Source organism: Paraburkholderia caffeinilytica, from assembly GCF_051027425.1.
GTDB lineage: Bacteria > Pseudomonadota > Gammaproteobacteria > Burkholderiales > Burkholderiaceae > Paraburkholderia > Paraburkholderia caffeinilytica_A.
In genome coordinates this window covers 439660-454722 of record NZ_CP186552.1, presented here as the reverse complement: position 1 = coordinate 454722, position 15063 = coordinate 439660, and the positions used below count along the sequence as shown (strand labels likewise).

10 protein-coding genes are annotated in these 15063 nt (G+C 62.5%); 3 read left to right on the top strand and 7 right to left on the bottom strand.

Features of this window, described 5'->3' with window-relative positions; translation table 11 throughout:
• Window positions 1-144: 144 nt before the first annotated feature.
• A complete protein-coding gene (locus ACOSV0_RS02040; protein WP_434108395.1) occupies window positions 145-1335 on the bottom strand; it encodes an MFS transporter in 1191 nt (396 codons plus the stop codon).
• A gap of 355 nt (window positions 1336-1690) precedes the next feature.
• Between ACOSV0_RS02040 and uvrA the strand changes: the two genes are divergently transcribed.
• Together uvrA and ACOSV0_RS02030 are read left to right on the top strand one after the other, a co-directional pair.
• Window positions 1691-4564, top strand: a complete 2874-nt coding sequence (gene uvrA / locus ACOSV0_RS02035) for an excinuclease ABC subunit UvrA (protein WP_434108393.1) — start codon at window positions 1691-1693, stop codon at window positions 4562-4564.
• Between the two features lie 34 nt (window positions 4565-4598).
• The gene (locus ACOSV0_RS02030; protein ID WP_434108391.1) at window positions 4599-5684 is read left to right on the top strand and encodes an AI-2E family transporter; all 1086 of its coding nucleotides are present in this window, start codon (window positions 4599-4601) and stop codon (window positions 5682-5684) included.
• A gap of 88 nt (window positions 5685-5772) precedes the next feature.
• On the opposite strand, the gene ACOSV0_RS02025 is transcribed toward ACOSV0_RS02030, so the two are convergent.
• Window positions 5773-7941, bottom strand: a complete 2169-nt coding sequence (locus ACOSV0_RS02025) for a TonB-dependent siderophore receptor (protein ID WP_434108389.1) — start codon at window positions 7939-7941, stop codon at window positions 5773-5775.
• A gap of 325 nt (window positions 7942-8266) precedes the next feature.
• Between ACOSV0_RS02025 and ACOSV0_RS02020 the strand changes: the two genes are divergently transcribed.
• Window positions 8267-9502, top strand: coding sequence for a PepSY-associated TM helix domain-containing protein (locus tag ACOSV0_RS02020; protein WP_434108387.1), 1236 nt, complete (start codon window positions 8267-8269; stop codon window positions 9500-9502).
• Between the two features lie 96 nt (window positions 9503-9598).
• On the opposite strand, the gene purU is transcribed toward ACOSV0_RS02020, so the two are convergent.
• From purU to ACOSV0_RS01995, 5 genes are all read right to left on the bottom strand, one after another.
• Window positions 9599-10468, bottom strand: coding sequence for a formyltetrahydrofolate deformylase (gene purU, locus ACOSV0_RS02015; RefSeq protein WP_434108385.1), 870 nt, complete (start codon window positions 10466-10468; stop codon window positions 9599-9601).
• Window positions 10469-10587: 119 nt separating this feature from the next.
• The gene (locus tag ACOSV0_RS02010) at window positions 10588-11490 is read right to left on the bottom strand and encodes an NUDIX hydrolase (protein ID WP_434108383.1); all 903 of its coding nucleotides are present in this window, start codon (window positions 11488-11490) and stop codon (window positions 10588-10590) included.
• A gap of 74 nt (window positions 11491-11564) precedes the next feature.
• Entirely contained in the window at window positions 11565-12179 is a 615-nt protein-coding gene (locus tag ACOSV0_RS02005) for a LysE family translocator (protein WP_434108381.1), read from the bottom strand.
• A gap of 46 nt (window positions 12180-12225) precedes the next feature.
• Window positions 12226-12792: an adenine phosphoribosyltransferase gene (locus ACOSV0_RS02000; protein WP_434108377.1), complete on the bottom strand. Its 567-nt coding sequence runs from the start codon at window positions 12790-12792 to the stop codon at window positions 12226-12228.
• Between the two features lie 141 nt (window positions 12793-12933).
• A complete protein-coding gene (locus tag ACOSV0_RS01995) occupies window positions 12934-14937 on the bottom strand; it encodes a cation:proton antiporter domain-containing protein (RefSeq protein ID WP_434110367.1) in 2004 nt (667 codons plus the stop codon).
• Window positions 14938-15063: the final 126 nt, after the last annotated feature.

Below are 15063 nucleotides of genomic sequence, written 5' to 3'. Positions count from 1 at the left end.
CTGCACCTCAGCCCGCCGCCGGGTGAGTTCTGTCAAGAAAACGCCAAGCCGCCCCAAGTTTTCCGCACCGAAGGAAGTCCCCCAGGAAGATTGGGAGATTACCCCTTCGGGGCCCGGCGCAAAGCGCCAGAATTGGGGGCGGTGTTACGCCTTCCTGCGCGGCGGCTGTTTCATATTTGCCGCGATTATAAGCCAGCAAAACACCAGACCCGAGCACGTAAAGAAGACCGCGCTCTGGCCGTCCACCTTGAGCAGCCAGCCGCCGACCACCCCGCCCAGCGCAAGACCGATCGACTGGGTGGTGTTGTACACGCCGGCCGCCGCGCCCTTGCGGGTGCCCGGCGCCAGTTTCGACACCAGCGAAGGCTGCGACGCCTCAAGAATATTGAAGCCCAGAAAGTAGACAAAGAGGATTGCCGCCACACTCAGAATCGTATGCGGTGCGACGCCCAACAACAACTGTCCGATCAGGATAAGACCGATCGCCGACAGAAGCACGATTTTCATTTTTCCGCGCTTTTCCGCGGCGATGATCGCCGGGACCATCATCACAAACGAGAGGCCCATGACCGGCAAATACACCTTCCAGTGCGACGCGACCGGCAGGCCGCCGGCTTCGAGAATACGCGGCACGACGAGGAACAAGGCGGTTTGCGTGGCGTGCAGCACGAGCACGCCAAAATTCAGGCGCAGCAATTCGACGTTATGCAGCACCTCGGCGAACGGCGCACGCACGTGCACCGGCCTGGGCGCGTCCGGCACGACCCACAATACCAGGCCGATCGCCAGAATCGAGAAGATGCCGACCAGCGTGAACAAGCCGCTCATGCCGACCCACTGGAACACGATCGGCGCACCGACAATCGCCACCGCGAACGAAATGCCGATGCTGCCGCCAACCATCGCCATCGCCTTGGTGCGATGCTCTTCCGAGGTCAGGTCGGCGATAAACGCGATCACCGCGGACGACACCGCGCCCATGCCCTGAATCACCCGCCCGACAATGATCCACGTCATGTCGTGCGCGCCGGCCGCGACAAAGCTGCCGAGCGCGAAAATCAGGAGGCCGGTCGCAATGACCGGTTTGCGGCCGACCTTGTCGGAGATCCAGCCGTAGAAGATGTACAGCATCGACTGCGTCACGCCGTACGCACCGAGCGCGATCCCCACCAGCAGCACGTTGTCGCCGCCGGGGATGGTCTTCGCGTAAATCGAGAACACCGGCATGATCATGAAGAGACCGAGCATGCGCAACGCGAAGATAGCGGCGAGCGACACGGTCGCGCGCATTTCAGGCGCGCTCATGCGTGAGGATGTAGCGGACGGATTGGACATCGGGAACGTTCTTTGAATAAGCGGGGCGGCGCACCGCGGACGGACCTTCCCAGCAGGACGGCCACACCCAGGCGGCTTACCACGAGACGGCTGGACGGCGGCAGGCATGCGGCGCGGCATTCGGGCCGGCGGCCTTGCTGCAGGCTCGCCTCACGCCTCGCGGCGCCTTGTACTCGCGGAAAACGGCCCCAGTTAGACCTCTTCCCCACGGCGCTGGACCACTGCCTTACAGCTTGCCTTGACGCCCGTTCAGGCTGTCAGGAAGCCGTAACGGCGGTCTTGAAAAGTCGTTATAGTAGCAGGTTTAGCCTCTTCCTCTTTCCGCCAGGTCACGGGCCAAGTCTTGGAATAACGCGTGGAACAAATCCGTATCCGTGGGGCTCGCACCCACAACCTGAAGAACGTCAATCTCGACCTCCCACGTCACAAGCTCGTCGTGATTACGGGCCTGTCCGGCTCGGGTAAATCGTCGCTGGCATTCGACACGCTCTATGCGGAAGGACAGCGGCGCTACGTCGAAAGTCTCTCCGCTTACGCCCGCCAATTCCTGCAATTGATGGAGAAACCGGACGTCGATCTGATCGAAGGTCTGTCGCCGGCGATCTCGATCGAGCAGAAGGCAACCTCGCACAATCCGCGCTCAACGGTCGGCACCGTCACCGAAATTCACGACTATCTGCGGCTGCTGTTCGCCCGGGTCGGCACGCCGTACTGTCCGGATCACGAAATTCCGCTGGAAGCGCAAAGCGTCTCGCAAATGGTCGACGCGGCTCTCGCGTTGCCGGAAGAGACCCGGCTGATGATCCTCGCGCCGGTAGTGGCGGACCGCAAAGGCGAGCACGTCGAGCTATTCGAAGAGATGCAGGCGCAGGGTTTCATCCGTTTCCGGGTGCGCTCGGGCGGCGGCACGGCCAACGAAGGCGTCGCGAAAATCTACGACGTCGACTCGCTGCCGAAGCTCAAGAAAAACGACAAGCACACGATCGATGTGGTCGTCGACCGGCTGAAGGTGCGCGGCGATATGAAGCAGCGCCTCGCCGAATCGTTCGAAACGGCACTGCGTCTCGCCGACGGCCGCGCGATCGCGCTGGAAATGGATACGGACAAGGAGCATCTGTTCAGCTCGAAGTTCGCCTGCCCGATCTGCTCGTATTCGTTGCAGGAGCTCGAGCCGCGCCTCTTCTCGTTCAACAACCCGATGGGCGCATGCCCGGAGTGCGACGGCCTCGGCCAGATCACCTTCTTCGATCCGAAGCGGGTGGTCGCGCATCCGTCGCTGTCGCTGGCGGCGGGCGCGGTGAAGGGCTGGGACCGGCGTAACCAGTTCTACTTCCAGATGCTGCAAAGTCTCGCGGCGTTTTATGAATTCGACATCGACACGGCCGTCGAAGACCTGCCGGAGAAAGTCCGCAAGATTCTGCTGTTCGGTTCGGGCAAGCAGGAAATTCCGTTCTCGTACATCAACGAGCGCGGCCGCACTTCCGTGCGCGAGCACGTGTTCGAAGGGATCATCCCGAATCTGGAGCGGCGTTACCGCGAGACCGATTCGGTCGCGGTGCGCGAAGAACTCGCCAAGTATCAGAACAACCAGCCCTGCCCCGCTTGCGCCGGCACGCGGCTGCGCCGGGAAGCACGCTTCGTGCGGATCGGCTCGAACAGCGACGCGCGCGGCATCTTCGAAATCAGCGGCTGGCCTTTGCGTGACGCGCTCGGCTATTTCCAGACACTGCGGCTCGAAGGCTCGAAGCGCGAGATCGCCGACAAGGTCGTCAAGGAAATCGTGGCGCGGCTGATGTTCCTGAATAACGTCGGGCTCGACTACCTGTCGCTGGAGCGCAGCGCGGAAACGCTGTCGGGCGGCGAAGCGCAGCGGATTCGCCTCGCCTCGCAGATCGGCTCCGGTTTGACCGGCGTGATGTACGTGCTGGACGAGCCGTCGATCGGTCTGCATCAGCGCGACAACGACCGGCTGATCGCCACGCTCAAGCATCTGCGCGACCTGGGCAACTCGGTGATCGTCGTCGAACACGACGAAGACATGATCCGCATGGCCGACTACGTGGTCGACATGGGCCCCGGCGCGGGCGAACACGGCGGCATGGTGATCGCCGAGGGCACGCCCAAGCAGGTGGAGGCGAACGCGGCGTCGATGACCGGGCAGTACATGTCCGGCGCCCGCAACATCGAATTTCCGGACGAGCGCAAGGAACCGGACGAGCGTCGTCTGCGCATCGTCGAGGCGTACGGCAATAATCTGCAGCACGTCTCGCTCGATTTGCCGGTCGGGCTGCTGACCTGCGTGACCGGCGTGTCCGGTTCGGGCAAGTCCACGCTGATCAACGACACGCTGTACCACGCGGTCGCGCATCACCTGTATGGCTCGTCCGCTGAGCCGGCGCCGTACGAATCGATCGAGGGTCTGGAGCACTTCGACAAGGTCATCAACGTCGACCAGTCGCCGATCGGCCGCACGCCGCGCTCGAATCCCGCCACGTACACGGGCCTGTTCACGCCGATCCGCGAACTGTTCGCGGGCGTGCCGGCGTCGAAAGAACGCGGCTATGAAGCCGGCCGCTTCTCGTTCAACGTCAAGGGCGGCCGCTGCGAATCCTGCCAGGGCGACGGCGTGCTCAAGGTGGAAATGCACTTTTTGCCGGACGTCTACGTGCCCTGCGACGTCTGCCACGGCAAGCGCTACAACCGCGAAACGCTCGACGTCCAGTACAAAGGCAAGAACATCAGCGAAGTACTCGACATGACGGTGGAGAACGCCTACGAGTTCTTCAAGCCGGTGCCGGTCGTCGCGCGCAAGCTGAAAACCTTGCTGGACGTGGGTCTCGGCTATATCCGGCTGGGCCAGTCGGCCACTACGCTGTCGGGCGGCGAAGCGCAGCGCGTCAAACTATCTTTGGAACTGAGCAAGCGCGACACCGGTCGCACTCTATACATTCTGGACGAGCCGACCACCGGTCTGCACTTTCACGACATCGCATTACTGCTGGAAGTCATTCATCGTTTGCGAGACCAGGGTAATACCGTCGTGATCATCGAGCATAATCTCGATGTAATAAAGACCGCCGACTGGGTGATCGATCTCGGCCCAGAAGGCGGAGCCGGCGGCGGTCAGATCATTGCGCAAGGCACGCCGGAGCAGGTTGCCAGGTCGAAGGCAAGTTTTACCGGTAAGTATCTGGCGCCTCTGCTGAAACGCACTGCCAGCAAAAAGTAACGCGGCACAACACAGGTTGGAGACGGAATAAGCCATGGCCAAGCGGAATCAGGCGCGCGACGACGGGGAAGTGCAGGACCTACGCCCACGCCCGGTCAGGCTGACTAGCGACATGAGCCTGCCGAAGCTGTCGGCAGTCGAAATCGGCAGTTATGTACTGATGCTGATCGGAATGTGGGCGGTCATCGAACTCAAGCTGCTCGGCGCTTTGCTCGCCGGGTTGCTGGTGTTCCAACTGGTGCACACCATCGCGCCGCGTATAGAACGGCATATGTCGAGTCAGCGCGCGCGCTGGCTCGCGGTGGTGATCCTCTCGACGGTGATAGTCGGCGCGTTGACGGGGCTGACGCTCGGCATCATCGAACATTTCGAGAGCGACGTGCCGAGCGTGCAGAAACTGCTCGACCAGGCGATGCAGTTGATCGACCAGGCGCGTGGCCGGATTCCGCAATTCGTCGCCAACTATCTGCCGGTCGATACCGACCAGATGAAGACGAAGGCGACCGAACTGATGCAGACGCACGCGAACATGCTGCAGCAAAGCGGCAAGACAGCGGCGCGCGGTTTCACGCACGTCCTGATCGGCATGATCATCGGCGCGATCATCGCGGTCGGGGCGCAGAAGCATATGCAGCGGCTGCCGCTGTCCACGGCGTTCGTCACGCGCGTGACACGTTTCGCCGATGCCTTCCGCCGCATCGTATTCGCGCAGGTCAAAATCTCCGCGATCAATGCGGTTTTTACCGGCATCTTCCTGCTGGTGATCCTGCCGATCTTTCACGACACGCTGCCGCTCTCCAAAACGCTGGTGCTGGTGACGTTCATCGTCGGCTTGCTGCCGGTGATCGGCAATCTGATCTCGAACACGATCATCGTCGCGGTAGCGCTCTCGGTGAGCTTTCCGGCGGCGGTCATGTCGCTGGTATTCCTGATCCTGATTCACAAGCTGGAGTACTTCCTGAACGCGCGCATCGTCGGTGGTCAGATCGAGGCGCGCGCCTGGGAATTGCTGATCGCGATGCTCGTGATGGAAGCCGCGTTCGGCCTCCCCGGCGTGGTCGCGGCGCCGATCTTCTACGCGTACATCAAGCGGGAATTGATTTATTTGCGGCTGGTGTAGCGGACAATGAAAAACAAAATCCCACGCTCCGAAAAACGTGGGATGGGTCAGCAGTCTGAAGCGGCACCTGGTGCCGCTTTTTTCATGCTCAGAAGTCGATGCGCGCGTTCAGCGACAGCGTGCGCGGATCGCCCGGCGTCACGTAGTCCGCATACTGATACTCCCAGTAGCGGCGATTGAGCAGGTTGTCGATCGCCGCACGGAACGTCACGTCGTAACCGCCTATGCGCGTGGCGTAACTCGCACCGAGGTTGACCAGCATGTAGCCCGGCGCGTTGAGATTGGCCGTGGGGCGTACGTTGGTATTGCCCGTGAACTTCGCGTCGGCGCCGATACGCAGCCCCGGCACATATGGCACCGAGTACGCCGCGTGACCCGCCACGACGAGCTGCGGCGCGCCGGCCACGCGATTGCCGTTGTTGGCCGCGCCCTTCTCATATTTGGTGTTGATCCACATGAGATCGCCGCCGACATTCCAGCTCGAGCCCAGACGCACGTCGCCGCCAAGTTCCACACCCTGAAAGATCGACTCGCCGTCCTGCGTGAAGACGTTCGCAGTGTTCGCGTACGCCGAGCCGCGTTCGATCCGGAACAGCGCGGCCGTCGCGCTCCAGCGTGCATGCTCGCTCTTGACCCCCACTTCGTACTGTTTGCTGCGCAATGGCTTGAGCAATTCGCCCCGGTTCGCGTAGGTGTCGCCCACCACGGTGCCCGCTTCCAGCGATTCGACGTAACTGGTGTACAGCGTAGTGGTCGGCGCCAGCTTGAACATCAGCGCGACGGTCGGCGTCACGACACCGTTCTGGCTGTACGTCGACGTGGTCGCGCCGGTGGTCGAGTAGCCGTGCTGCTCGTAGTTCGTGTAACGCACGCCGCCGAGTACCGACCAGCGCTGCGTCAGTTGGATCGTATCGCTCGCGAACAGGGCCTTTTGTGTGATGTCGCTGTCGCGGTAGGTGGTGTAATTCGACGCGCTGTCGAAGGTATTGGTGTTCGGCTGGTAGAGGTTGCCGGTGCCGATCTGGCCGAAGAAACTGTTCGCGCCGTAATCGTTGGTTTGCCGTTGATAAGCCGCACCGAACACGAGCTGATGCTCGAACGGTCCGGTTTTGACCTTGCCTTGCGCCGACACCTGCCACAAGCTCAGCTGGTGCCCCTCTTTACCGGCGAAACGGCTATCCGTGTAATCACCGGCGCCGTTTTGCAGGTAGTACGTGCTCTCGTTGCGATCGCGCGAGCTTTTGCTATAGCTGTAGTTTGCGTTGAGCGTCCAGTCCTGGCCGAGGTTGTATTGCACGCCTGCGGTGTAAAGCTGAACGTTCGTATTCAGATGCTGGTCGGGACCGGAGAGGTCGCCCGTGCCGCCGCTGAGAGTGCGCGGAAGGCTGGTGCCGGTGTACTGCGCCGTCGAGATTGCTCCAGTGATGCCGCTCGAATGACGCTCCTGATACAGCGCGCCGAAGGTTGCCTTGAGGTCACGGGTGATGCGAGCGTCGAGCGCCAGCGACACTGCATCGCGCCGCACGTTGCCTTCGTTGTAGGTCTTGCCTTCTTCGTGCGTCGCATTCAGGCGGTAGCCGAACATGCCGTCCGGGCCGACGCGCCCGCCGAGATCCGCGTGCTCGGTCCACACGCCATCGGTCTGATAGCCGATGTCGACACTGCGCACCGGCGTGGTCGAAACCGGCGGCTTTTTCGTCACGTAGTTGACCACGCCGCCCGGCGCGCCGAAGCCGTACATAAAGCCGGTCAACCCCTTCAGCAGTTCTACTTTTTCGAGCTGCTCATACGGCATCGTAATGCCATAGCTGTTGAAGGGCATGCCGTCGATCTTGAAGCCCGACTGCCAGTCGAGCTGCATGCCGCGCACCGTGACGTAGGTGGCCCATGCGTTGTAGGCGTTGCCGTTGTCGGATACGGAGGCGTCCGTGGCAAATACGGCGCCGAGTTTGGACGGCTGACGATCCTGCAATTCTTCACTGGTGACCACGGTGGTGGAGAACGGCGTATCGAGTTGCGAGCGTGCGCCGAGCGCCCCGCTGCTGACGTCTTCCTTCAGATGTTGCTCCGTGTCTTGCGCCGCCGTGACCTTGACCGTCGGCAACGCATTTTCGCTTGCGTCCGGTGCTGCCTGTGTCGTGGACGCCTGTTGCGCCCAGGCTCCGTGGCTTGCCGCAAATGCCAGACACGCCGCCATGCGTAATGGCCGCACCGACAGCCGTTTCTTCGGCTGCTTTACCCCGTTCTTTACGCTCATCGCTAATCCTGATTTTTTCTAAGGCCCATCAAATGAGAATAATTCCCATTCACATAGGACGCGATGATGCCGAAAATTTATGCTAATTGTAAGCTTTGATATGCGACATTTTGTCGCACTTACGGCATCTATGCCGGCTCAAAGCCATACCAGATAGGGATCTGCTGAGCACGCGCAGATGGCTTGCCTCCGCGGCATCGCGCCGCACTTACGAGAAACTTGCAGCCTGCGGCGCGATTCCATAAGATGAGAACAATTCCCATTTGCACTACGTCTTTGCCGTGACATCCCGCCCGCATTCCTGCCGTATTTCGCCTGCCCGCCGATGAGGCAGCAACTTGTTCGCCTGCACCGCTGGTTCGGTGTCGCCATTGCGCTGTTTCTATTCGTCGCCGGCCTGACTGGCGCGATCATCGCGTGGGATCACGAGCTCGATGCGGCGCTGAACCCGTCGTTCTTCAAAGCGCGCACCGCCGGCCCGGCGCTGTCGGGGCTCGAGTTGGCACGCCGCGTCGAAGCGGCTGATCCGCGCCTGCAGGTGACGTATCTGCCGCTCGCGGCTGAATCCGGTCACACATTGCAGATGATGGTGCTGCCGCGCCTCAACCCCGCGACGCAGCAGCCCTACCCGCTCGACTTCAATCAGATCGCCGTGGATCCTGCCACCGGCGACGTGCAAGGCCGGCGCGAATGGGGCGCCGTTTCGCTCGCGCGGCTCAATCTGATTCCGTTCATCTACAAGCTGCACTACACGCTGCAGTTGCCGTTCACCGGCGGTGTCGATATCGGCACGTGGCTGATGGGCATTGTCGGGATCGTGTGGCTGTTCGATAGCGTGATCGCGTTATGGCTGTCGTTTCCGAGCTTCAAGGCATGGCGCAAGTCGTTTGCGTTTCGCCTCGGGCGCGGCGGCTATGCGCTCACCTTCGATCTGCACCGCTCGGGCGGCGTGTGGATCTGGGGCTTGCTGGTGATCGTCGCGCTGACGTCGGTGTCGATGAATCTTGCCGCACCGGTTGTTCGGCCCATCGTGTCGCTGTTCTCGACGCTCACGCCCAATCCGGTCTACAACCCCGAAATCCTGCGCGCGCCGCAGCCCGGCGACCAGGTACTGAGTCGCGAGCGCATCGTGCAGCTAGCGGAGCAAGCCGGTAAAGCGCAGAAGCTGAAGGTGCCGCCGGGCGGTCTTTACTACGCGGAATACCTGCATGCCTACGGCGTCGGCTTCTACGCAACCGGCAACGATCACGGCGATATCGGCCTCGGCAATCCGTGGATGTATTGGGACGCGGCCACCGGCAAGCTGCTCGGCGCGCAGATTCCCGGCAAGGGCACGGCGGGCGACATCTTCATGCAGGTGCAATTCCCGCTGCACTCGGGACGCATCCTCGGTCTCGGCGGGCGGATTCTGATTAGTGCGGTGGGGATTGCGGTCGCCGTGCTGAGCGCAACGGGACTGCTGATCTGGCTGAAGAAACTGAATGCGCGCCGCCGTTCGGCGCACAACGCGCGGCTCGCACAGAACGCACGGGATGCGGGCGGGTCCGCCATGCGCTCCTGATCTGACGAGCGCGCACCGGACAGACCCGGCGCAGGCTTGCAGCGGGGTCATGCGGCCATGGTCCGACCGCCCCCACCGCAAGCGCATCAACTACGCTTAACGAAACACCACCGTCTTGCTGCCGTTCAACACAACGCGATGCTCAACGTGCCACTTCACCGCGCGCGCGAGCGTCACGCATTCGACGTCGCGGCCGATCGCCGTCAGTTGCTCCGGCGTCATGCTGTGGTCGACACGCTCCACTTCCTGCTCGATGATCGGACCTTCGTCGAGATCCGTCGTCACGTAGTGCGCGGTTGCGCCGATCAGCTTCACGCCGCGGTCGAACGCCTGGTAATAAGGCTTCGCGCCCTTGAAGCTCGGCAGGAACGAGTGATGGATATTGATCGCACGGCCGGCGAGAGATTCGCACAACTGCGGCGACAGAATCTGCATATAGCGCGCAAGCACGACCAGATCGGCCTGATGCTCTTCGATGACTTCGAGCACACGCGCTTCCTGCGCGGCCTTCGCGGCCGGCGTGGCGCCCATCAGCGGGAAGTGATGGAACGGAATGTCGTAGCTGGCTGCGAGCTGATAGAACTCTTTGTGATTCGAGATGATCGCCGGAATCTCGATACCCAATTGACCGGTGCGATAGCGGAACAGCAAGTCGTTCAGGCAATGACCGATCTTCGACACCATAATGACGACGCGCGGCTTCACCGACGCATCGTGCAATTCCCAGCGCATGCCGAACTGCTCGGCGAGCGTGGTGAACGAGGTACGCAATGCGTCCAGGCCCGGATCGCCGCCGACCTGCTGGAAATGCACGCGCATGAAGAACTCGCCGGTACGGCTGTCGCCGAATTGCGCGGAGTCGAGAATATTGCTGCCACGCTCGAACAGAAAGCCCGAAACCGCGTGGACGATGCCGGGCCGGTCGGCGCACGACAGTTTGAGGATAAAGCTGTGATCGGTCGACATGACCTGGGTGACTCCCTTCTTCAGTGCTTGGTTTGTTCGGTGTGTCTTATTCGATGCAGTGCGCTACAGCGTGACCTGACTTGTTCGCCGCACCCGCGCCCTGCGCTCGGCGCTAGCGCTTATGCAAGCACCGGCGGCGCGAACAGCGCCTCGATGCCCGGGCACGCGTCTTCATCGATCCAGCGGCGGCGCAGCAGGCAATCCAGCGTAGCGAGACTCGCATCCACGGTCATCGCGTCTTCTTCGATCCAGCGCGCGACTTCGTCGATGCGCGCGAGCCGGTGTTCACCCACTTCGCCATCCTGATTGCGCGGCGCGAAATCGGCCGGCAGCGCGAGGTCGTAGATAAAAATCTGTTCGGCCTGCGTGCCTTCCGGCAACGATTGCAGCACATGCGCGGTGCGGCCGGCCGTGGCGCGCGCGGCGATCTCCTCGGGAATGCCGGCTTCTTCCCAGCACTCCTTGATGATCGTCGCCTCGATGCCGAAGCCCCAGCCGATCCCGCCTGCCACGACATTGTCGAGCATGCCCGGGTCGGTGGCCTTGGTGTCGCTGCGGCGCGCGATCCACAACTGCGGCGCGCCCTTCTGCGGGGCGGCCATCTGCGGGGCGGCCATCCGCGGGGCGCCATCCGCGTATTCTACGATGCCGTTCAGATGCACCGCGTAGGTCATCGTGCCAAAGAAGCGCGACGCCGCGCGTTCGATATACGCGAGCGGCGGCGCGTCGAACGCATTGCGGATCGCGTAAGTCTCGTTGCGCCAGCCGGGGATACGGCCCTCGGCGGCAAGCGCACCGATCACGGAACCGAGCGCCGCGCTGCGCAGATCGACGGTGTTGAAAACAGGCGCGAGCGTGACGCGCCTTTGTTCTCCACTGTCGATTTCAAACACATCGGGCCAGCGCGCGAGCAACGGCACATCGGCTGAGCGAATCCAGCCGACCTGCTCGGCATCGATCCAGAACGGCAGATGGGCGTGAACGTCGAAGCGGCGCGCAGCGGTGATGCAAGGCAAAGTCATTTAAAACTCCAAACGGGTCTTCAGTCGCGCGGTTGTTGTCCTCCATGTCGATCACGTCAACCGCGCCAACCGTCTCAATCACGCAAGGCGACGCGAATCCCAATCGCGATGAACGTCGCGCCCGCGAGCCGATCGAGCCACACGCCCACACGCGGCCGGCGCTTCAGCCAGCCGCCGATCAGCCCCGCGCAGACGCCGAACAGCGAAAACACCACCACGGTCTGCAACATGAACAACACGCCGAGTTCGAGCATCTGCACCGTCACGCTTTGCGTGCCGTGCGGCTGCACGAATTGCGGCAGGAACACGACGAAGAACAGCGTCACCTTCGGATTCAGCAGATTGCCGAGGACGCTCTGGCGAAACACCGCCATCAACGGTTGCGGCGCGCGCTCGTGCGCGGTGGCGAGGCCCTGGCTGCGCAGCGCCTTGATGCCGATCCAGATCAGATACGCGGCGCCGGCCAGCTTGATCGCTTCAAACGCAACCGGCGACGAACGCAGCAATGCAGCCACACCAAGCGCGGCCAACGTAGTGTGAAACGTGATGCCGGCCGCAAAGCCGAGCGCCGCGACGAGACCCGCCGCACGGCCTTGCGAGATGCCGCGCGCGAGCACTTGCAGATTGTCTGGGCCGGGCGCCATCGTGATGGCGATCGAAGTCGCGAGAAACAACAGGAAGTTGGGCATCTTTCTTACCTTCGTTGTGTGCGGGAAGACGTTGGCATTCAGGCGCTCAATGGCCGCCGAATTCGGTCACCGTATAGAGCGGCAAGCCCGCTTCGCGCAGCAAGGCCGAGCCGCCGAGTTCAGGCAGATCGATAATCGCCGCGCCTTCGATCACCACCGCGCCGAGCCGCTCGAGCAGAATCTTGCCGGCCATCATCGTGCCGCCGGTCGCGATCAGATCGTCGATGATCACGACGCGATCCCCCGGCTTGCAGGCGTCCTCGTGGATCTCGACGGTCGCGGTGCCGTATTCGAGCTCGTAGGATTGCGCGACCCGCTTGTACGGCAGCTTGCCCTGCTTGCGGATCGGTATGAAGCCGAGGTTCAGCTCGTAAGCCAGAATCGGCCCAATGATGAAACCGCGCGCGTCCAGCCCCGCGACGTAGTCGAGCTTCGCGTCGATATAGCGCTGGGCGAACAGGTCGATCAGTACGCGTAGCGACTTCGGTTCCTGCAGAAGCGGAGTGATATCGCGAAACTGCACGCCCGGCTGCGGCCAGTCGGGCACCGTGCGAATGTGGCTTTTGATGTAGTCGGCCGCATCGAGCGGCGCGCTCGCGAGCGCGTTGGACATGATGTCTCCGGATGGACCTCGACAGGTCCGATGAAAAGCTAAATCAGATGCGGCCGGCCAGGTGCGGCCGGCTCAGGCGCAGCCGGCAACACCGGCCTCGAAAAACCACACCAGGCAACGCCACGCCTGCCGTACCCGCTGCTAGGCCGCCGCGGCTCCCGCACGACGATGCTTCGAGAGCCGCTCTTCGGCCTCGGCCAACTGTTCGGGCAAACCGCGCAACACCACGATATCGCTCGCGCGCAGCTTGGTGGACGGGTCCGGCTCGACGCCGCGAATACCGTGGCGCCGAATCGCCGTCACCTCGACGCCCAGATCGAACAGGCCCAGATCCGCCAGCGTTCGGCCCACCGCGTCCGAGTTTTCGTCGACCGGCACCGATTGTAGCCGTACCTGTTCGTGGCCGTCGTCGTCTTCCATGTCGTCCGCGCCGTGAAAATAGCCGCGCAGCAGCGCGTAGCGCTCGTCACGCATTTCCTCGACCCGCCGCACCACGCGCCGCATCGGCACGCCCATCAGCACCAGCGTGTGCGACGCCAGCATCAGACTGCCCTCGACGATTTCCGGAATCACCTCGGTCGCGCCGGCGGCCAGCAGCTTTTCCAGATCGGCGTCGTCGACAGTACGAACAATCACCGGCAACGTGGGTTCCAGCTCGTGAATATTGTGTAGCACGCGCAATGCCGACGGCGTATTCGCATAGGTAATCGCGATCGCCGCGGCGCGATGGATACCGGCGGCAAGCAGCGATTCGCGCCGCCCCGCATCGCCGAACACGACCGACTCACCCGCCGCCGCCGCGGCCTGCACACGATCGGGGTCCAGATCCAGCGCGACATAAGACAGGCCTTCATGCTCCAGCATGCGCGCCAGATTCTGCCCCGCCCGGCCATAACCGCAAATGATCACGTGGCCGCTTTGCTTCAGGCTCTGCGTCGCGATGCGCGTCATCTGCAAGGACTGCATCATCCATTCAGTCGACGACAACCGCAGCACGATTCGATCCGCGTTCTGGATCATGAACGGCGCGGCGAGCATAGACAGCAGCATGGCCGCGAGAATCGCCTGCAACAGGGTGGCGTCGACGAGATGTTTGTCGAGAATCAGGTTCAGCAGCACGAAGCCGAACTCGCCGGCTTGCGCGAGGCCGATACCGGTGCGCATCGCGACGCCCGGCGATGCACCGAACAGGCGCGAAAGCCCCGTCACCATGATCGCCTTCAACAGAATCGGGCCGACCAGGAAACCGAGCACGATAAACGGGTGCTCCCAGATCACGCGCGGATTCAGCAGCATGCCGGTCGTGACGAAAAAGAGCCCCAGCAGCACGTCGCGAAACGGCTTGATGTCCTCTTCCACCTGATGCCGGTAAGGCGTTTCAGCGATCAACATGCCGGCAATGAAGGCGCCGAGCGCGAGCGACAGGCCGAACTTATCCGTGATGAACGCCGCGCCGAGCGTCACCAGCAGCAGGTTGAGAATGAACAGTTCCTGCGAGCGGCGCCGCGCCACCACGTTGAACCAGCGCGTCATGAAGCGCTGACCCACTATTAACAATAGGGCCAACGCCACGACGATCTTGATCGCGGCCACGCCGAGCGCGCTGACGAGATCTTTCGAATCGCCGCCCAATGCGGCGATGACGATCAACAGCGGCACCACCGCCAGATCCTGGAACAGCAGCACGCCGAAGATGTTGCGGCCGTGCTCGGTTTCGATCTCGAGCCGCTCGGCCAGCATCTTGCTGACGATCGCCGTCGACGACATGGCCAGTGCGCCGCCCAGCGCCACGCTGGCCTGCCATGTGATGTGCACCCAGCGCTCCAGCACGAAGCCGAGCGTGACCGCCACGACAATCGTACCGATCACCTGTAGCAGCCCGAGGCCGAACACGAGCCGGCGCATGGAGCGCAATTTGGAAAGCGAAAACTCGAGCCCAATGGAAAACATCAGGAACACGACGCCGAACTCGGCCAGGTTCTGGGCGCCCGCCGAGTCGGGAATCAAGCCGAACGCGTGCGGCCCGACGACGATGCCGACCGTCAGATAGCCCAGCATCGGCGGAAGATTCAGAAAGCGAAAGAGCACCACGCCTGCTACTGAAGCCAGCAGCAGGAATAGCGTCATTTCCAGCGGGGAAATCATCGGCAAAAACGCATCGGTAAAGCGTCCTCGTTCGTCAGCGGAACCGCGCACGCAAAAGGCCGTGCGACAAGGTTAAGGGGCCGGTAAAGGCAGCAATAAAGACAGCGGCTTGGCACAGCAGGCCCG